This is a genomic window from Kribbella capetownensis, assembly GCF_004331485.1.
GTDB classification, from domain to species: Bacteria; Actinomycetota; Actinomycetes; order Propionibacteriales; family Kribbellaceae; genus Kribbella; species Kribbella capetownensis.
Genome location: NZ_SJKD01000020.1, coordinates 1 through 19,212 on the forward strand (window position 1 = coordinate 1; position 19,212 = coordinate 19,212).

General features: G+C 68.0%; 19 protein-coding genes. 17 read left to right on the plus strand and 2 right to left on the minus strand.

The features are described from left to right. Nucleotides 1-182 precede the first annotated feature (182 nt). The 9 genes from iolB (at nt 183) to E0H75_RS42490 (ending at nt 11,229) form a co-directional block, all read left to right on the plus strand. Nucleotides 183-1,130, plus strand: a complete 948-nt coding sequence (gene iolB / locus E0H75_RS42450) for a 5-deoxy-glucuronate isomerase (RefSeq protein ID WP_131519412.1) — start codon at nt 183-185, stop codon at nt 1,128-1,130. Beyond that, entirely contained in the window at nt 1,127-3,040 is a 1,914-nt protein-coding gene (gene iolD, locus E0H75_RS42455; protein ID WP_131519413.1) for a 3D-(3,5/4)-trihydroxycyclohexane-1,2-dione acylhydrolase (decyclizing), read from the plus strand. The genes iolB and iolD overlap by 4 nt, the downstream gene beginning before the upstream one ends. A 1-nt stretch (nt 3,041) precedes the next feature. Next, nucleotides 3,042-3,935, plus strand: coding sequence for a sugar phosphate isomerase/epimerase family protein (locus E0H75_RS42460; protein ID WP_131519414.1), 894 nt, complete (start codon nt 3,042-3,044; stop codon nt 3,933-3,935). An 81-nt stretch (nt 3,936-4,016) separates the two neighbouring features. Next, nucleotides 4,017-5,012 carry a substrate-binding domain-containing protein gene (locus tag E0H75_RS42465; protein ID WP_202873460.1) on the plus strand — a complete coding sequence of 332 codons (996 nt, stop codon included), beginning with the start codon at nt 4,017-4,019 and terminating at the stop codon, nt 5,010-5,012. 9 nt (nt 5,013-5,021) lie between these two features. Beyond that, nucleotides 5,022-6,068, plus strand: coding sequence for an ABC transporter permease (locus tag E0H75_RS42470; protein WP_131519415.1), 1,047 nt, complete (start codon nt 5,022-5,024; stop codon nt 6,066-6,068). Further along, nucleotides 6,065-6,958: an ATP-binding cassette domain-containing protein gene (locus E0H75_RS42475; protein ID WP_131519416.1), complete on the plus strand. Its 894-nt coding sequence runs from the start codon at nt 6,065-6,067 to the stop codon at nt 6,956-6,958. Before E0H75_RS42470 ends, E0H75_RS42475 begins: the two co-directional genes overlap by 4 nt. Beyond that, nucleotides 6,955-7,962: a Gfo/Idh/MocA family protein gene (locus E0H75_RS42480; protein WP_131519417.1), complete on the plus strand. Its 1,008-nt coding sequence runs from the start codon at nt 6,955-6,957 to the stop codon at nt 7,960-7,962. Before E0H75_RS42475 ends, E0H75_RS42480 begins: the two co-directional genes overlap by 4 nt. An 88-nt stretch (nt 7,963-8,050) precedes the next feature. Beyond that, nucleotides 8,051-9,553 (plus strand): CoA-acylating methylmalonate-semialdehyde dehydrogenase, encoded by a 1,503-nt coding sequence (locus E0H75_RS42485; protein WP_131519418.1) that lies wholly within the window; start codon nt 8,051-8,053, stop codon nt 9,551-9,553. Nucleotides 9,554-10,077: 524 nt separating this feature from the next. Continuing rightward, nucleotides 10,078-11,229, plus strand: coding sequence for an aminoglycoside phosphotransferase/kinase family protein (locus E0H75_RS42490; RefSeq protein WP_131519419.1), 1,152 nt, complete (start codon nt 10,078-10,080; stop codon nt 11,227-11,229). Here E0H75_RS42490 and E0H75_RS42495 read toward each other — a convergent pair. Next, nucleotides 11,226-12,107 carry a LysR family transcriptional regulator gene (locus E0H75_RS42495; protein ID WP_131519420.1) on the minus strand — a complete coding sequence of 294 codons (882 nt, stop codon included), beginning with the start codon at nt 12,105-12,107 and terminating at the stop codon, nt 11,226-11,228. The genes E0H75_RS42490 and E0H75_RS42495 overlap by 4 nt on opposite strands. A gap of 77 nt (nt 12,108-12,184) precedes the next feature. Here E0H75_RS42495 and E0H75_RS42500 point away from each other — a divergent pair, with 77 nt between their 5' ends. Then, the gene (locus E0H75_RS42500; RefSeq protein ID WP_131519421.1) at nt 12,185-12,883 is read left to right on the plus strand and encodes a CTP synthase C-terminal region-related (seleno)protein; all 699 of its coding nucleotides are present in this window, start codon (nt 12,185-12,187) and stop codon (nt 12,881-12,883) included. Here E0H75_RS42500 and E0H75_RS42505 read toward each other — a convergent pair. Further along, entirely contained in the window at nt 12,880-13,881 is a 1,002-nt protein-coding gene (locus tag E0H75_RS42505) for a Gfo/Idh/MocA family protein (protein WP_131519422.1), read from the minus strand. The genes E0H75_RS42500 and E0H75_RS42505 overlap by 4 nt on opposite strands. A 322-nt stretch (nt 13,882-14,203) precedes the next feature. On the opposite strand from E0H75_RS42505, the gene E0H75_RS42510 reads away from it, so the two are divergent. The 7 genes from E0H75_RS42510 to E0H75_RS42540 all read left to right on the plus strand — a co-directional run bounded on the left by E0H75_RS42510 (nt 14,204) and on the right by E0H75_RS42540 (nt 19,196). Beyond that, complete coding sequence (locus E0H75_RS42510) at nt 14,204-14,947, plus strand: GntR family transcriptional regulator (protein ID WP_131519423.1); 744 nt, start codon at nt 14,204-14,206, stop codon at nt 14,945-14,947. A gap of 117 nt (nt 14,948-15,064) precedes the next feature. Beyond that, nucleotides 15,065-16,339: a TadA family conjugal transfer-associated ATPase gene (locus E0H75_RS42515; RefSeq protein WP_131519424.1), complete on the plus strand. Its 1,275-nt coding sequence runs from the start codon at nt 15,065-15,067 to the stop codon at nt 16,337-16,339. Further along, nucleotides 16,339-17,199: a type II secretion system F family protein gene (locus E0H75_RS42520; protein WP_131519425.1), complete on the plus strand. Its 861-nt coding sequence runs from the start codon at nt 16,339-16,341 to the stop codon at nt 17,197-17,199. The genes E0H75_RS42515 and E0H75_RS42520 overlap by 1 nt, the downstream gene beginning before the upstream one ends. After that, nucleotides 17,196-18,134, plus strand: coding sequence for a type II secretion system F family protein (locus tag E0H75_RS42525; RefSeq protein WP_131519426.1), 939 nt, complete (start codon nt 17,196-17,198; stop codon nt 18,132-18,134). Before E0H75_RS42520 ends, E0H75_RS42525 begins: the two co-directional genes overlap by 4 nt. 14 nt (nt 18,135-18,148) lie before the next feature. Further along, on the plus strand, nt 18,149-18,343 hold the full coding sequence (locus E0H75_RS42530; RefSeq protein WP_131519427.1) for a hypothetical protein: 195 nt from the start codon (nt 18,149-18,151) through the stop codon (nt 18,341-18,343). Then, complete coding sequence (locus E0H75_RS42535) at nt 18,343-18,750, plus strand: TadE family protein (protein WP_131519441.1); 408 nt, start codon at nt 18,343-18,345, stop codon at nt 18,748-18,750. The genes E0H75_RS42530 and E0H75_RS42535 overlap by 1 nt, the downstream gene beginning before the upstream one ends. Next, nucleotides 18,747-19,196: a hypothetical protein gene (locus E0H75_RS42540; protein ID WP_131519428.1), complete on the plus strand. Its 450-nt coding sequence runs from the start codon at nt 18,747-18,749 to the stop codon at nt 19,194-19,196. The genes E0H75_RS42535 and E0H75_RS42540 overlap by 4 nt, the downstream gene beginning before the upstream one ends. The last annotated feature ends 16 nt before the right edge of the window (nt 19,197-19,212 follow it).

Below are 19,212 nucleotides of genomic sequence, written 5' to 3' on the forward strand. Positions count from 1 at the left end.
CCCCGAGCCATTGAGAGACAGCCAGCATGAAAGCCATACCCGCCCTGCTCGCACATGGCTTCGATCTATCACGTCAAAGCCACGACTGAAAGGTAGGGCCGCATGACCGAGCATCGCGAGGGGATCGAGAGCACAGCCCGACCTGTACGTCATGGGGCGCCCGGAGCGAAGCGAGGACGTCCATGAGTAGGTGGTTCAGGCCCGCCGGATCCACCGCTCGCCAGGGATTCGACGTGGCCGTCACCCCGGGGGAGAAGGACTGGGAGCACAGCGGCCTGTACGTCGCGACCCTGCGCCCCGGGCAGTCCGTCGAGATCGACACCAGCGACTGCGAGTACCTCGTCCTCCCGCTGAGCGGATCAGCCGAGGTGATCGTCGACGGCGAGACCCTCCCGCTCGGCGGCCGCGCCGACGTGTTCGCTGGCCCGACCGACCTCGCGTACGTCCCACGCAACTCCACTCTTGCCGTCACCAGCGCAGGTGGCGCCCGCATCGCCTTCCCACACGCGAAGGCCGCGAGCGACTACCCGTACCACCGGATCGGCGTCGAGCAAGTGGAGACCGAATTACGCGGCGCGGGCGTCGCCTCCCGCCAGGTCCGCAATTTCGGTACGCCGGCCGTCCTCGAGGCCGACTCGATCATCGCCTGCGAGGTTCTCACCCCGGCAGGGAACTGGTCGTCGTACCCGCCGCACAAGCACGACGAGCACAAGCCTGGCAAGGAGAGTGTGCTCGAGGAGATCTACTACTTCGAGCTCCAGCTCTCCGACGTTGCCCCGGAAGGTGTCAAGGGCAACGATCCGATCGGTTACCAGCGGGTCTACGGCACCGAGAACCGTCCCATCGATGTCCTCGCGGAGGTCCGCGACGGGGATGTGGTGCTGGTGCCTCATGGTTGGCACGGTCCGGCGATGGCGCCTCCTGGTTATGACATGTACTACCTGAACGTGATGGCCGGCCCCGGAACCGAACGCCAGTGGCTGATCACCGACGACCCCAACCACGGCTGGGTCCGCGATCTGTGGGCCACCCAGCAGATCGACCCGCGCCTGCCGTTCGGTGCAACAGAGCCGTTCGGATCAGCAGAGCCTTTCGATACAGCAGAGCCTTTCGGAGGAGAAGAGTCATGACGGTGCGTCTCACGGTCGCGCAGGCGTTGGTGCGATTCCTGAGCGTCCAGTACTCGGAGCGTGACGGCGAGCGGCAGCGCCTGTTCGCCGGGTGTCTGGGCATCTTCGGGCACGGCAACGTGGCCGGCGTCGGCCAGGCGTTGTTGCAGGCCGAGCTCGAAGACCCGGCGGCGCTGCCGTACATCCTGGCCCGCAACGAGCAGGCCATGGTGCACACCGCGTCCGCCTTCGCCCGCACCCGTGACCGGCTCCAGACCTATGCCTGCACGGCAAGCATCGGCCCGGGCTCGACCAACATGGTGACCGGCGCGGCCCTCGCCACGGTGAACCGGTTGCCGGTACTCATCCTCCCTTCCGATGTTTTCGCAACCCGGGTGGCGACCCCCGTGCTGCAGGAGCTGGAGAGCTTCGGCGCCGGCGACGTCTCCGTCAATGACGCGTTCCGCCCGGTGTCGAAGTACTTCGACCGCATCTGGCGCCCCGAGCAGCTGCCATCGGCGCTGCTGAACGCCATGCGGGTACTGACTGACCCGGTCGAGACCGGCGCGGTGACACTGGCCCTGCCGCAGGACGTGCAGGCCGAGGCCTACGACTGGCCGGACGAGCTCTTCTCCGAGCGCACCTGGTACGTCGCAAGGCCCTTGCCCGAGGCATCAATTGTCGACAAGGCGGTAGATCTCCTACGGGCCGCGAAGGCACCACTGATCGTCGCCGGTGGCGGCGTGCACTACTCCGGCGCCGAGGATGCTCTGCGCCGCTTCGCCGAGACGACCGGCGTACCTGTCTCGGAAACCCAAGCAGGCAAGGGATCTCTGCGCTACGACCACCCCCAGTCGGTCGGCGCGGTCGGCTCGACCGGGACCACGGCAGCCAACGCCCTGGCTCGTGAGGCCGACCTGGTGATCGGTATCGGCACTCGCTACAGCGACTTCACGACGGCCTCTCGGACTGCCTTCCAGAACCCGGACGTTCGGTTCGTCAACATCAACGTGGCGCGCTTCGACGGTGGCAAGCATGCCGGCCTTCCTCTCGTCGCGGATGCCCGGGAAGCCCTTGTTTCCTTGACATCCGCGCTCGACGACTGGTCTGTGGGCGATCAGTACAGATCATCGGCGGCCACTCTCGCAACCCGGTGGGACGAGATTGTGGATAACACCTACAACCCGCCCACGGAGGTGACCTCGAAACTCGCCGTCGGTGTCCTGACCCAGGGCGAGGTGCTCGGTGCCGTCAACGAATTGTCGGCGGCATCTGATGTGGTGGTTTGCGCAGCCGGGTCGATGCCCGGCGAGCTGCACAAACTGTGGCGGACGCGCGACCCGAAGGGATACCACGTCGAATATGGCTACTCCTGTATGGGATACGAGATCGCCGGCGGCATCGGGGTCCGCCTCGGCGCGCCGGATCGCGATGTCTTCGTCCTCGTCGGCGACGGGTCGTACCTGATGATGTCGAGCGAGCTCGTCACCGCGGTCCAGGAGAACGTGAAGATCATCGTCGTCCTGGTTCAGAACCACGGCTTCGCCTCGATCGGAGCTTTGTCGGAGTCGCTCGGTTCGCAACGCTTCGGGACGGCATACCGCAGCCGCAGCGGCGACGGGCGGCTGGACGGGGACTACCTTCCGGTGGACCTCGCGGCCAACGTTCGCAGCCTGGGTGTCGACGTGATCGAGGTGCACGACCGCTCCGAGCTGGAGAAGGCGATCGGTACGGCGAAGGCCGCCAACGGTCCGATCGCGATCCACGTCACGACCGATCCTTTGATCGGCGGTCCGGACAGCGAGTCCTGGTGGGACGTTCCGGTCAGCGAGGTGTCCGCGCTGCAGTCCACCCAGGCCGCATCCGCGGAGTACGAGGAGAGCAAGAAGGCTCAGCGCTTGTACGTCGCTCCGGTCGAGGGAGACAGCTGACATGGGCACGCTGAGCATCGGTACGGCGCCGGACTCATGGGGAGTCTGGTACGCCGACGATCCGCGGCAGACACCATGGACTCGCTTCCTCGACGAGGTGGTGGCAGCCGGCTACACCCGGATCGAGCTCGGGCCGTACGGCTACCTGCCGACCGATCCAGTCCGCCTCAAGGACGAACTGGACCAGCGGGGCCTGACGATCACCGCTGGCACAACCTTCGAGCAGCTGCACAGGACGGACGGGTGGGAGGGGACCTGGCGAGACGTCGCGAAGACCGCCGAGCTGACGGCGGCGATGGGTGTCAAGCATCTGGTCGTGATGCCGTCGATGTGGCGCGGCGACAACGGCGAGATCGTCGAGGACCGGCTCGACCACGAAGGCCAGGCACGGCACGGCCGGCAGGTGACCGAGCTGGGCCGCCGGCTGGCCGAGGAGTTCGGGCTACAGACGCAGTATCACCCCCATGCGGATGGCCATGTGGACACACAGGACACCGTCGAGCGCTTCCTGGAGGAGACCGACGGCGACTACGTGAACCTGTGCCTCGACACGGGCCACATCAGCTACTGCCGTGGTGACAACCTCGAGCTGATCCGCAAGTACCCGGACCGGATCGGCTACGTCCACCTGAAGCAGGTGGATCCGAAGGTCCTGGCCGAGGTCGAGGCCGAGGGCCTCAGTGTCGACGAAGCCGTCCGGCGCGGCGTGATGTGCGAGCCGCCGAACGGCGTACCCGAGCTGCCGCCGGTGCTGGATGCGTTGGCTGCGCTCGACGGTGACCTGTTCGCGATCGTCGAACAGGACATGGTCCCCTGCCCACCCGACGTACCGCTTCCGGTCGCGGAGCGCACGTTGGCCTATCTGAGATCCCACGGGGGTGGCGAATCGAGGTGACGGCCAGCAGAGTGTGAAACTCTCTGGTCCCACGCAACTCCGCGGAGTGGCCGCGGCTCGTCTGAAAGGCTGGTTGGACTCATGATTCGGTGGCAGAAGAAGGCGGTGGCCGCGAGCGCGGTGATCGCACTGGCGACAGCGCTGGCGGCCTGCAGCTCCTCCGGGGGCAAGCAGGAGGAGGAGAACTCCGGCGGCAGCGGCGGGAACGCCGCGGATACCCCGCGGATGAAGGTCGCGCTGATCACCCACTCGGGTCCGGGCGACACCTTCTGGGACATCGTCCGGCGCGGTGCCGAGGCGGCCGCGAAGAAGGACAACATCGAGCTGCAGTACTCCGCCGATCCGGACGGGGCCGCGCAGGCCAACCTGGTGCAGACCGCGATCGACTCGAAGGTCGACGGCATCGCAGTCACGCTGAACAAGCCCGACGCGGTCATCCCGAACGTCAAGAAGGCGGTCGCGGCCGGCATCCCGGTGTCGGTCCTCAACGGCGGACTGGACTCCTGGAAGACGACCGGCGCGGTCGGGTACTTCGGCCAGGACGAGAGGATCGCCGGCCAGGCGACCGGTGACAAACTCAAGCAGCTCGGCGCCAAGAAGGTGCTGTGCGTCATCCACGAGCAGGGCAACGTCAGCCTGGAGGCCCGCTGCCAGGGCATCAAGGACAAGTTCGGCAACGTCGAGAACGTGAACGTCAACGGCACCGACCAGCCGAGCACGCAGGCGACACTGACCTCGAAGCTGCAGCAGGACAAGACCGCCGACTACGTGGTCGCGCTGAATGCCGGGATCGCCCTGACCGCGGTGACCGCGGCCAAGGACGCCGGTTCGGCGGCCAAGATCGGTAGCTTCGACATGAGCAAGGAGATGGCGACGGCGGTCAAGGACGGCCGGGTGCAGTTCGCCGTCGACCAGCAGCCGTACCTGCAGGGCTACCTGGCGATCGACGCGATCTGGCTCTACAAGACCAACGGCAACACCATCGGCGGTGGCGAGGCGACGCTGACCGGACCGGCCTTCATCGACCAGTCCAACATCGCGACGGTGGAGAAGTTCGCCACGAACGGGACGCGCTGAGGCAACGCCATGGCATCGACCATCACCTCACCCGTGTCGGCGGACGACCGCGTCTCCGCCCGGTCCCTCGCGGCCCGGCTGCTCAGCCGGCCCGAGATCGGATCGCTCGTCGGCGCGGCCGTCATCCTGGTGTTCTTCCTGATCGCCGCGCCGCCGTTCCGCGACATCAACAACACGGGCACGATCCTGTACCAGGCCGCACTGATCGGTGTGATGACGGTGCCGGTCTCGCTGCTGATGATCGGCGGCGAGTTCGACCTCTCGGCCGGTGTCGCGGTGACGACGTCGGGCCTGACCGCGGGCCTCATCGCCTACCAGCTCAGCCTGAACGTCTGGGTCGGCGTCGTGATCGCGCTCGCCCTGTCGCTGACGATCGGCGCGTTCAACGGCTGGCTGCTGATGCGGACCGGGCTGCCCAGCTTCCTGGTGACGCTGGGCACGTTCTTCATCCTGCAGGGCCTGAACATCGCGGTCACCCGGCTGACGTCGGGCGCGGTCGCATCGAACTCGATCAGCGACATGGACGGGTTCAGCACCGCCAAGGCGGTCTTCGCGTCGGAGTTCAAGGTGGGCGGGGTCACGATCAAGATCATCGTCGTCTGGTGGATCGCGTTCGTCGCTATCGCCGCCTGGATGCTGCTGCGGACACAGATCGGCAACTGGATCTTCGCCGTCGGTGGCGACGCCGCGGCGGCTCGTGCGGTCGGCGTACCGGTGAAGAAGGTGAAGATCGGGCTGTTCATGGCGGTGGGATTCTTCGCCTGGTTCACCGGGATGCAGTTGCTGTTCGTGCAGAACGGCGTGGTGCAGTCCGGCGAAGGCGTCGGCAAGGAGTTCCTCTACATCATCGCGGCGGTCGTCGGCGGCTGCCTGCTCACCGGCGGCTACGGCTCCGTGATCGGCGGGGCGATCGGCGCACTGATCTTCAGCATGGTCCAGCTGGGGGTTGTGTACGCCGGCTGGAACCCCGACTGGTTCAGGGCGTTCCTCGGCGCGATGTTGCTGCTGGCCACCATTGTCAACCTCGTCGTCAAGAAGCAGGCGGAGGCACGATGACCACCACGAGGAGCTTCGATTCCGACGCGGTCACCGGCCCGACCTCGCCGATCGTCGAACTGCGCGACATCGGCAAGAGCTACGGCAACATCGACGCGTTGCGGGGTGTGTCGCTGTCGGTCCGGCAGGGCGAGATCACCTGCGTGCTGGGCGACAACGGCGCGGGCAAGTCGACGCTGATCAAGATCATCGCCGGCCTGCACGACTACACCTCCGGGACGATGGTGGTGAACGGCGAGGAGCGGCACTTCTCCTCGCCCCGAGAGTCCTTGAACAGCGGCATCGCCACCGTCTACCAGGACCTGGCGCTGGCGCCGCTGATGTCGGTCTGGCGGAACTTCTTCCTCGGCAACGAGATCACCAGAGGTCCGTTCCGCCAGCTGGAGGCGGCGCGGATGAAGCGGATCGCGAGCGAGGAGCTGACCAAGATGGGGATCTCGATTCCCAACCTGGAGCAGCCGGTGGGCAAGCTGTCCGGTGGTCAGCGCCAGTGCGTCGCGATCGCGCGCGCGATCCACTTCGGCGCGAAGGTGCTGATCCTGGACGAGCCGACCGCGGCGCTCGGCGTGAACCAGTCCGGCGTGGTGCTGAAGTACATCGTCAGGGCACGGGACGCGGGCATCGGGGTCATCTTCATCACCCACAACCCGCACCACGCGTACCTGGTCGGGAACCACTTCGTCGTCCTGAAGCTCGGCCGGGTCGCGCTCGACACGCACCGGTCCGACATCACGCTCGAGCAGCTGACCACCGAGATGGCCGGCGGCTCCGAGCTCGAGGCGCTCAGTCACGAGCTGCGCGACGCCAATCCCGAGGCCGTCGTCGACCAGGGGATCACCCGGCCGGTTGACACGACTGCGGACAATGAAGGGGAGAGGGAGGGGCCATGACCGATCTCCGGGTCGGCATCGTCGGCGTCGGAGTGATGGGTGCCGACCACGCCGAGCGGGTCGCACGCCGTACCGCTGGCGCGCGCCTCGTCGCTGTCGCCGACCCCGACATCGCCCGCGCCGAGGCCCTCGCGAAGAGTCTCGACGTCCGGGTGGTCGAGGATCCGCTCGATCTGATCGCGGCGGACGACGTGGACGCGGTGATCCTGGCGTCGCCGGGATTCGCCCACGCGGAGCAACTGCTCGTGTGCCTTGAGCACCGCAAGCCGGTGCTGTGTGAGAAGCCGCTGACGATGGACGCGGCGTCGTCGCTCCAGGTGGTGGAGGCAGAGCACAAGGTCGGCCGGCCACTCATCCAGGTCGGCTTCATGCGCCGCTTCGATCCGGAGTACGCCGCTCTGAAGGAGCTGCTCGACTCCGGGGAGCTGGGTCGGCCGCTGATGCTGCACAACGTGCATCGGAACAAGTCGGCCCCGGTGACGTTCCGCAGCGAGATGATCGTGCGGGACTCGATGGTGCACGAGGTGGACATCGCGCGCTGGCTGCTGGGTGACGAAATCACCCGGATCACCGTGCACGCCCCGAAGCCCAGTGACCTCGTCGGCGCCGGCGTACTCGATCCGCAGCTGGCCCTGTTCGAGCTGGCGAACGGGACGATGGCCGACGCCGAGGTGTTCGTGAACTTCCAGGTCGGGTACGAGGTGCGGTGTGAGGCCGTGGCCGAACGCGGGAGCGCGACCATCGGGCTCGGTTCGGGCGTGCTCACGCGTGCCGCCGGCCGGTGGGGCGGTGCGATGCCGTCCGACTTCCGGGTTCGCTTCGAGCGTGCGTACGACATCGAAGTGCAACGCTGGGTCGAGGCTGCAGCACGCGGTGCGATCGACGGACCGAGCGCCTGGGACGGCTATGCGGCGGTCGCGGTCTGCGAAGCCGGCATCGAGTCCCTCACGTCCGGCCGCCCTGTCGACGTCGACCTGGCCGATCGCCGGAAGATCCTCGGATGAGCCGTCGAACGGGTCTGGGAGGACCCGCCGCAAGGCCCCGGATGAAGAGCCTGTCGTCAACTGTCACCCCATGCAGTAAGGAAGCATCGTGAGTACTGAGATCAAGCGCATCACCCACCTGGTCGGCGGCAGCTCCTGGACCGGCGTCGCCGAGCGGACCAGCAAGGTCTACAACCCGGCGACCGGCCAGGTCACCGGTGAACTCGACCTGGCCTCGGCCGCCACCGTCGACGAGGTGGTGAAGGTCGCCCACGAGGCGTCCCGCGCCTGGGGGCAGACGTCGCTGACCAAGCGGACTCAGGTGCTGTTCGCGTACCGCGAGCTGGTGAACCAGCACAAGGACGAGATCGCCGCGCTGATCACCGCCGAGCACGGCAAGGTGCTGTCCGACGCGGTCGGCGAGGTGACTCGCGGCCTGGAGGTGATCGAGTTCGCCTGCGGGATCCCGCACCTGCTCAAGGGCGGCTTCAGCGAGGGCGTCTCGACCAAGGTCGACGTGTACTCGATCCGTCAGCCGCTCGGCCTGAGCGCGGTCATCTCGCCGTTCAACTTCCCGGCCATGGTGCCGATGTGGTTCGTCCCGATCGCGGTTGCCTGCGGCAACAGTGTGGTGATCAAGCCGTCCGAGAAGGACCCGTCCGCAGCGAACGCGATGGCCGAGCTGTGGAAGGTGGCCGGCCTGCCGGACGGTGTGGTGAACGTTCTGCACGGCGACAAGGAGGCCGTCGACAGGCTGCTCGAGCACCCCGACATCAAGTCGGTGTCGTTCGTCGGTTCGACCCCGATCGCGAAGTACGTGTACGAGAACGGCACCAGGAACGGCAAGCGGGTCCAGGCGCTCGGCGGTGCGAAGAACCACATGATCGTGCTGCCCGACGCAGACCTCGACCTGGCCGCCGACGCCGCGGTGAACGCCGGCTTCGGCTCGGCCGGCGAGCGCTGCATGGCGATCTCCGCGCTGGTCGCGGTGGAGCCGATCGCCGACGAACTGATCGGCAAGATCAAGGACCGGATGGCGAAGCTGAAGACCGGCGACGGGACGCGCGGCTGCGACATGGGCCCGCTGGTGACCGGTCCGCACCGCGACAAGGTCGTCGGGTACGTCGCTGCCGGTGTCGAGGCGGGCGCTGAGCTCACCGTCGACGGCCGCAACGGCGATGTGGACGGCGCGGCCGAGGGCTTCTGGCTGGCGCCGACGCTGTTCGACAAGGTCACCCCGGAGATGTCGATCTACACCGACGAGATCTTCGGGCCGGTGCTGTCGGTGGTCCGCGTTCCGTCGTACGACGCTGCGCTCGACCTGGTGAACTCGAACCCGTACGGGAACGGGACGGCGATCTTCACCAACGACGGTGGTGCGGCTCGACGGTTCCAGAACGAGGTCGAGGTCGGCATGGTCGGCGTCAACGTTCCGATCCCGGTGCCGATGGCGTACTACTCGTTCGGCGGCTGGAAGAACTCGTTGTTCGGGGACACCCATGCGCACGGGATGGACGGTGTCCACTTCTTCACCCGGACGAAGGTCGTCACGTCACGCTGGCTGGACCCGAGCCACGGCGGGATCAACCTGGGCTTCCCCACTCACGACTGAAGGCAGGGCTGTCGCCTGGGTGTAGCGTCGAAGACAACCCCCGGGGCATGAGGAGTACCGCGGCGTACGAAGGGCCGGTCGGCCCGTCCGAAGTCAGCGAAACACCAAGCCCCGGAGTGCGTCATGTCGAAGAACAAAGGCGGACGTGAAGTCCGCAAACCCAAACAACCCAAGCAGCCGAAGCCCAACCCGAGCGACGGCACGGTCATCCCGCCCACCAAGCAGGGCAGGAAGTAACCGCGGCGAGTAGCACGGATCGAGCGCCGGCCCCGCCAGCAGGTATCGCACCGGGTATGGCGCGGCCGCGAACTCCTCGGCCCCGGCCCCGCCCGGGCCGGGGAGCCGGTGCGGGTGATTGTTGGGCGTTGACCTGGGGGGTGGCGTTGGGTAGCGTCTTGGGGGCGTTGTGAGGACGCGTCGAGACTCGCCGGAAGGCTGGAAGCCACCTCACCTTTCATTGGATTGAGCGCAGTTGGTGACGCTCTCTTGTGGCCCGTGCGAGTCCGGGAACGAGAGGACGCGTTGTGCGACTGCTACCTGACAAGCCGAGCATGGAGTTCCTGCGCAAGCAGGCCAAAGACCTCCTGGTCGCGTTGCGGGAAACCACCCCCGGATCGACGCTCGCCGATGCGCAGCGGACGCTGGCGGGCGAGTACGGGCTGCACGACTGGCCCACGTTGAAGGCCGAAGTCGACCGGCGGAACGCGGACGCCCCCGTCGCACCCGACGGTCTGGCCGACGAACTCGCCACGGCTTTCGGGCTCGGACGTACGACCGGACCCGCGACGCCAGTTTCGTTCACGCCGATGGGCCGGTCGTGGGCATTGACCACCGACCGCGGTCGGTGGCTGGCTGTCACGGTGTACCCGTTCATCACCCCCGAACAGGCCGAGATCGGCGCCCGGCTCCGTGACGCCGCGGTCAAGGCCGGCGTGACCGCACCGGTCGCCGTACGGAGTCCGCAGGGACAACTGATCGAGCGTGTCCGCGACGAGAGTTGGCGTGTACACGAGTGGATCGAGGTCGGCCCGTCGCCGGTGACGCCCGTCTCGACAGCGGTCGCCCGGCAGGTCGGTACGACGTTCGCGACCTTGCACGCACTGGCGATTCCCAGCGAAGCGCCGATAAGCCCGTACCTCACCTGGCGACAGTCCGACGCCGAGTGGCGCCGGCTCCTCCACCGGGCTCAGGCCGCCGGCAAACCGTGGGCGGACCAGCTGGAAGCTCGTCTTCCCAGTGTGTTCGGGCTGTACACGATCGATGCCGACGTCACCGGGCCGGGCTTCATCCTCTGCAACAGCAACCTCCAACCCTCGACCGTCCGGCAGGGCCGCAACGACGAGCTCGTCGTGACCGAATGGGACTTCACCGGTTCGCTGACTCCTGAGTTCGAGGTCGCGTCCTCGCTGACCCAGTGGGCGATGCGGCCGTCGGTCAACCGGCGATCGATCGCGGCGTTCCGCGAGGGGTATCTCGACCGTGCTGAATGGCCCAAGCTCGAACTGACCTCGTTCGGCATCGCCGTGACCGGCTGGCTCAACTGGGCCTACAACACGATCTGCGAAGCCATCGACCCCGACAACGAGGACCGGGCGGAGTTCGCCGAACGTGAGGCCATCGGCGTACTCAACCGGCCGATGACCCGGACTGTCCTCGAGGAGATTCTCGACGCCTAAGGACCGGACAGTACGGCGGTCAGCGCGGCAGCGGACGGTTCCGAGGTGTGGCCGTGGAGCAGCTCGGTGCGATGGAGCAGGCGGGGCGTGCTCAGCTGCACTGTGGCAACCTCGGAACCCGTTGCTGACAAGGGAAGTACGGCCAGTCCGTGGCCGGCCGCGATCAGCGCCAGCAGGCTGGCGACATCCGTGCCGGAGTAGGTGAGCGCCGGCCGGATGCCGTCGGTCTCGGTGGCGGCGCGGAGATCGGGGAGCGGTGCCGCGACATCAGGGGCATCGATCCAGCGGGCGTCGACCAGGTCGTGGAGGCTGATCCGGTGGCGGCCGGCCAACGGATGATCCTTGGCGAGGGCAACTACCAGGTCCTCGTGCGACACCGCGGTGGTGCGCAGCGATCCGACATCGAACAGACGGAGCGGATCGCTGGGCGCCGCCACTCCGTCGATCAGGCCGAGGTGGTACTCGCCCGCCGCTACGCCTTGCGCGACCGCCTCGCGGCCGCACACCGTCAGGACGACCGCAGTCCCGGCGCGGGCTCGTCGTACCTCTGTCAAGGCATTCGCCAGCCGGCCGTCGGCCGCGGCGAGCGGCGAGGCCGCGATGGAGAGGGTGCCGGGCGGATCGCCGGTGGCGCGGTGGACATCGGCGCGGGCGGCGTCGAGGCGGAGGAGGATGGCGCCGGCGTGTTCGAGCAGGCGCTCGCCCGGGACTGTCGGGACCACGGGCCGCCGGCGGAGGAGCGGCGTACCGAGGTCGTGTTCGAGCGCGGCGATGTGCTGGGACACCGCGGACTGCGTGTAGCCGAGGCGGTGCGCGGCGGCGGAGAACGAGCCGCACTCGGCGACGGCCACGAAGGTGCGCAGCAGGTGTGGATCCACGCGGATCAGTATCGCTTATGCCCAGTGCAGAGATCATCGTTGGCGCTGATGCCGATCAGGCGCCCAGGATGGTGGCCATGAACGCCTACGCCGGACGCATCGCCCTGGTCGCCGACCGCTCGCCGCACGTCCGCTCGCATGCGCGGGTGCCCGGTCTGCTGGACCGCCTGAAGGAACGCGACAACCTCGACCTCGACGTGTACTGGGTGCCGACCGAGGAGGCCGACGAGTCACTCAAGGGTTTCGACGGCATCTGGCTGCTGCCGGGGAGCCCGTACAAGGACGAGGCCGGCGCGGTCACGGCGGTCAAGATCGCACGGGAGAACGGGATCCCGTTCTTCGGCACCTGCGGCGGGTTCCAGCACGCGATGCTGGAGTTCGCCCGCAACGTCTGCGGTCTGTCGGCGGTGCAGCACGGCGAGAGCAATCCGGCGGCAGACGATCTGCTCATCGTCGCGCTGGAGTGCTCACTCGACGGTCACGAGGGCCCGATCCAGGTGACGCCGGGCACTCGCGCTGCCGAGCTGCTGGGCGTCGAGCGGTCGATGGAGCGGTACCACTGCTCCTACGGCCTCGACTCCGCCCGCCTCGACGTACTGCGGGACCGCGGCATGGTCTTCAGCGGGTACGACGACACCGGCGATCCACGCATCGCGGAGTTGCCCGATCACCCGTTCTACCTGGCCGCGCTGTTCCAGCCGGAGCTGGCGGGCGACGGCACTCGACCGCATGCACTGATCGAGGCCTTCGCCCGCGCAGCCGCCGGGAAGAACTAGAGCGTGGTGGTCGGACGAGGCTCGAGACCGGCGCTCCGGTAGCACTCGTCGATCAGCGTCATCGTCGCGACCGCGTCGTCCGCGTCGATCGGCAGCGGTGCACCGTTGCGGATGCGAGCGGTGAACGCCTCGAGCTGATAGGCGTACGACGACTTGCGGCCGAGCTGCTCGACCCAGTGGTCCTCCTTGGTGGTGACGATCACCCGGTCGTCCAGATGCGGCAGCACGAAGCTGGGCGCGAACGCCTCACCGCGGGTGCCGACGATCTTGCAGCTGAAGTCGAGAGTCTCCGCTGCCATGCTCGTCCGGACCGATCCGGTCGCGCCGTTCGGGAACTCGAGGTCGGCGTTCAGCCACTCGTCCACACCAGGCAGCCGCTTCCGCTCACCGGCCCGGGCGCTGACCAGTCTGGGTGCTCCACCGGCCCAGGGCGCGACCATGCGCTGGGCGTGCAGGGCGTAGCAGCCGACATCCATCACTGCACCGCCGGCCAGCGGCAGCGACCAGCGCGGGTCGTCTTCCGGCGGCGGTGGCATCACCATGGTCGTCTCGACGTGCTGCAGATCGCCCAGCTCACCCTTGGCGAGCAGCTCGTGCAGGCGCCGGGTCACCGGGTGGAAGAGGTAGTGGAAGCCCTCCATCAGCACCACACCGTGCTCCGCGGCAGCGTCGCGCACCGCCGCTGCCTCGGTCGCGTTGCTGGCCGACGGCTTCTCGGTGAGCACATGTTTGCCCGCGGCAATCGCCTTCAGGTTCCAGGGACCGTGCAACGAGTTCGCCAGCGGGTTGTAGATCGCCTCCACCTCGGGGTCGGCGATCACGTCGTCGTACGACGCGTGCACCTTCTCGACCCCGTGCTCCGCCGCGAACGCCTCGGCCCGGTCCCGGTCCCGCGCGGCGACGGCCACCAGTCGCGCCTCGCTCGAGCGCGCCGGTTCGGCGATCGCCCTCCCCGCGATCCGGGCAGCACCAAGGATCCCGATACGCAGCGGTTCCATGCTTCTCCTCATTGTCAGCGGTACGGCGGGCGCGGTACGACCGTGCCGGCGAATTCGACACCGAAGATGTCATCCTCCCGCACGCCCCCACCGCCAAACATCCCTGGCCCGCCATCCGGACCCGACCCCCAGCCCTCAGCGTAGGAGTCTGTCGCTCCGCCCCCGCTCCGCCCCGCCCCCGGATCTCCGCGCTTCATCTGCCGTCCGCCCGGCGTTCATCCGGGTGCCCGGCGCCGATGACGAGGTGATTCGGTAACGGAGGGATCTGATCAAATCTGGGTGTTGGGTCGACGGATCAGGGCGGAGGACGCAGTATTTGCGCATGAGCACCGTGCAGGTCCGCGTTGATCGGAGCAGTCGTACGCCGTTACATGTGCAATTGGCACAGCAGCTCGAGGCGGCGATCCAGGGTGGCGAGTTGCCGGTCGGTTCTCGGCTGAGCAACGAGGTGGACCTGGCGGAGGCCTACGGCTTGAGCCGGCCGACAGTGCGGCAGGCGATCGCGCGTCTGGTCGACCAGGGGCTGCTGGTGCGCAAGCGCGGCGTCGGCACGCAGGTGGTCGGCCACTCGGGCCAGGTGCGGCGTTCCTTGGAGCTCACCAGCCTGTACGACGACCTGGCCGCGGCCCACCGGAAGCCGGAGACCGAGGTACTGCGGTTCGGAATCAGCCCGGCGAACGCAGACGTGGCGACCGCGCTGCAGTGCGAGCAGGGCGACCGAGTGCTCAGGATCGAGCGACTGCGGCGTGCGGACGGCGAGCCGCTGGCGCTGATGCGGAACTGGCTGCCACCCGACATGCTCGAGACGGACCCGGTCACGCTGGCCGAGCGGGGACTCTACGAGCTCCTACGCGCTGAAGGCGTACGACTGAAGGTGGCGCACCAGACCATCTCCGCCGTACCTGCCACCACCGAGCAGGCCAGACTCTTGTCCGAGGAGCCGGGTTGCCCGCTGCTCGCGACCACCCGCATCACGTACGACGACCACGGCCAGCCCGTCGAATACGGCTCCCACCTGTTCCGAGCCAGCCGGTACTCGTTCGAACACACCCTCGTCCACCGCTGAGCCGACCCAGTTATCCACAGGTTCGCCCGACGCGGGTGGTGCAGTGCTCCCTCTGCTTGACAAGATGGTCGCAGACGGTGACTGCCCGGTCGCCAATCGGGACATCTTGGGGGACCTATGGCAGCCGACCGACTCGCCGCACGCCGGCCGGGCCGTGACGCTGTCGAGTTGATCGATGCGCAGGTCCGCGACGTTGTCCGGCGGGAGGGGATCGACCCGCTGCGGGATCCGGGGGCGGTGAACGCGATTGTCGCGACCGTCGTTCGGGAGTACGACGAGCGCAGTCTGACCGGGGTGGTTCCGCCGATCGTGGATGTGGACGCGGTCAGCCGGGAGGTGCATGACCGGGTCGCGGGGTTCGGGCCGCTGCAGCGTTTCCTGGACGACCCGGCGGTCGAAGAAATCTGGATCAATGAGCCGAGCCGGGTGTTCATCGCGCGGGAGGGCCGGCACGAGCTGACCACGACGGTGCTGACCGAGGAGGAGGTCAGCGACCTGGTCGAGCGGATGCTGAAGACGACCGGCCGCCGGATCGACGTCTCGCAGCCGTTCACCGACGCGCGCCTGCCCGATGGCAGCCGCGTACACATCGTTCTGGGCGGGATCACTCAACGCTACGCAGCCATCAACATTCGCAAATTCACGGTACGCGCGACCCGGCTGAGCGACCTGGTCGCGCTCGGATCGCTGACTCCGCACGCGGCCGCGGTCTTGGACGCCGCGGTCGCGGTCGGCCTGAACATCCTGGTCTCCGGCGGCACCCAGGCCGGCAAGACGACAATGCTCAACGCGCTGGCCGGCTCGATCCCGGGCAGCGAACGCGTGATCAGCTGCGAAGAGGTCTTCGAGATCAAGCTCCCCATTCCGGACTGGGTGTCCATGCAGACGCGGCAGGCCGGTCTCGAAGGCACGGGCGAGGTGCGGTTGCGCGACCTGGTGAAGGAGTCGCTGCGGATGCGCCCGTCCCGGCTGATCGTCGGCGAGGTCCGCGGCGAGGAGTGCCTGGATCTCCTGCTGGCATTGAACTCCGGCCTTCCCGGAATGTGCACCATCCACGCGAACTCGGCGCGCGAAGCTCTGACGAAGATGTGCACGTTGCCACTCCTGGCCGGTGAGAACATCGGGTCCAGGTTCGTCCTTCCGACCGTGGCCGGCTGCGTGGATCTCGTCATCCATCTCGGGATCGGGGCGGACGGGCAGCGGCGGGTGCGGGAGATCGTGGCGGTCAGTGGGCGGATCGAGGAGCAGGCGATCGAGACCGAGACCGTGTTCGGCACGGTCGACGGACAGTTGCGGCGGGCCGAAGGACATCTGCCGCATCCCGAGCGCTTCCAGCATGCGGGGTACTCCTTGTCCGGGCTGCTGACCGAGTTGCCGCGAGGTGTGGCCTGATGGGGCTGCTGCTCGGCCTGTTCTTCGGGATCGGCCTGCTGCTGATCATCTGGACGTTCGCAGTGCCGGCGGAGACGCGACCGGCGAACGACGCGCGCCTGATCGCCCGAAGCCGCGACCTCCTGGCCGGTGCAGGGATCGAAGGTGTGACGCCGGGCGCGTTCATCGGTGCATGCCTGATCACAGGCGTCGCAGGGTTCGTGGTGATGTTCGTGGTGTCGGGCGCCTGGCCGGTCGGGGTGGTGTTCGGGTTGATGGCCGGTGGACTGCCGGTCGCGCTGGTGCGGAGCCGCGCGCGGAAGCGGCTGGCTGAGTTCCGGGAGCTGTGGCCTGATGTCGTCGACAACATCGCGTCCGCGGTCCGGGCAGGACTTTCGTTGTCCGAGGCACTGGCCCAAGTCGGTGAGCGCGGCCCGCTGCCGTTGCGCGAGCCGTTCCGCCGGTTCGGCGCGGACTATGCGTCGACAGGTCGCTTCGCGGATTCGCTGGACCGGTTGAAGGCGCGCCTGGCTGATCCCGTCGGCGACCGCGTGGTCGAGGCGTTGCGGATCGCACGCGAGGTCGGTGGCGGGGACCTCGGCCGGTTGCTGCGTTCGCTCTCGACGTTCCTCCGCGACGACGCCCGGACCAGGTCGGAGCTCGAGTCCAGACAGTCATGGTCGGTCAACGGTGCCCGAGTCGCGGTCGCCGCGCCATGGCTCGTGCTCGCGTTGCTGTCGTTCCAGGGTGACGTGATCCAGCGCTACAACTCGCCGGTCGGCGCACTGATCATCGGTGTGGGTGCAGCGGTCTGCGTCATCGCGTACCGCCTGATGCTGCGGATCGGCCGGTTGCCCGAGCCCGAGCGGGTGCTGCGATGAGCCCGATGGTGCTCGGCGGTCTGGTGGGTGTCCTGTTCGGGCTCAGCCTGCTCCTGGTCGTCCGGCGTTTGCCGTTCCTGCGGAAGCCGTCGGTCGACGACCGGATCGCGCCGTACCTGCGTGATCTTGGTGGGCCGGAGGTGTTCCTCGGTGTGGTCGACTCCAGCTCGCCCTTCTATGCCATTGTGCGGTTGTTCGGGCCGTCGCTGCGGGCCGGCGCCGGCAGGTTGGAGCGGCTGCTCGGTGGGGCGGCGTCGATCCGCCGCCGGTTGTCGCGGGCCGGGATCGAGCGGTCGGTCGAGGAGTTCCGGATCGAGCAGGTGTTGTGGGGTACGGCGGCGTTCGGGGCAGGGCTCGTCGTCTCGATCGTCTCCGTGTCGTTCGGGGTCGGAAATCCGATCGGGATGCTGGTGTTCTGCGGTCTGCTCGGCGTCCTCGGAGTACTTGCCCGAGACACCTATCTGAGCACGCAGGTACGGCGAAGGGAGCGGCGGCTGCTCGCGGAGTTGCCGACCGTGGCCGAGTTGCTGGCGTTGTCGGTGGCAGCCGGTGAGGGTCCGGCGGCGGCGCTCGACCGGGTCGCCCGGTCGTGCCGCGGCGAGCTCGCCGACGAGCTCCAGCGGGTCCTGGGTGAGACCCGCGCCGGTGAGACGCTCGTCCGCGCCCTTGACGGTCTCGCCGACCGCACTGGTCTGCTCGCGTTGTCGCGGTTCGCCGACGGACTCGCGGTCGCACTCGAACGCGGTACGCCGTTGGCCGACGTACTGCGCGCGCAGGCGGGGGACATCCGCGAGGCGGGACGGCGCGAGTTGATCGAGTCCGGCGCTCGCCGTGAGGTCGCGATGATGGTTCCGGTCGTGTTCCTCGTCCTGCCGGTCACCATCGCGTTCGCCTTCTACCCGGGCGCTGTCGGAATCCGGCTGATCGCCGGATGAACTGAGGAGAGGTCATGTCCCTACTGCTGACGAGACTGTTCGTGGCGCTGCTGGCGCCACGGCCCGCACGGAAGGAGCGCGGCGACGTCCCCGGCTGGGTGCTGATCACCGTGATGACCGCCGGGCTGGTCGTCGTGATCTGGGGCCTGGCGGGCAAACAACTCGCCCAGATGCTGCAGGACGCACTGGACTCCGTCTCCAACAAGTGATGGTCCCCGCCCGCCCGCATCCGCCCCGGTCGCGTGACGAACGCGGCTCGGCGGTGGTCGACTTCGTGCTGGTGTCGATGCTCGTGGTGCCGTTGTTCCTCGGCATCCTGCAGGTCGGGCTCTACCTGTACGTCCGCAACACCCTCACCGCTGCGGCGTCCGAGGGCGCGGTGTACGCGGCCGTGCTGAATCGGCAGCCGGGCGATGGAGAAGGCCGGACGCGCGATCTGATCGACGGGGTGGTCAAGGACCAGTTGATCGACGCGGTCCAGTCCGGGGAGACCGAGATCGACGGCCAGCCAGGAGTGCAGGTCGTCGTCGAGGCGCACATGCCACCGCTGGGGTTGTGGGGTCCCGGCATCGCGTTCAGCGTCGAAGGTCATGCCGTCAAGGAGACCGGCGAATGAACCGATCGCGGGACGAGCGCGGTAGCGCGGTGGTCGAGTTCTCCTGGCTGGCGCTGCTGCTGATGGTCCCGCTGATCTACGTGATGCTGGCGGTGTTCGATGTCCAGCGAGCGTCGTACGGCGCGACCGCGGCGACCCGGGCGGCGGGACGCGCGTTCGTGATCGTGCCGGCCGGGTTGTCGGAGGACGAGGCGCGGAGCCGGGCGTTCGAGGCTGCGCGGCTGGCGATGAAGGACCAGGGCGTCGAGCTGACCTCCGACCAGCTCACGATCAGCTGCCATCCGGCCTGCCTGGAACCGGGGTCGACGGTCACCGTCACGCTGACCACCGACGTTCCGTTGCCGTTCATCCCGGACGCGCTCGGGGGAGAGCCGCCGGCGATCCATCTCAGTGCCTCGCACACCGAGCCGTACGGCGACTATCGCGAGGCCAAGGGCAACGGATGAACGGATGCCGACGGCA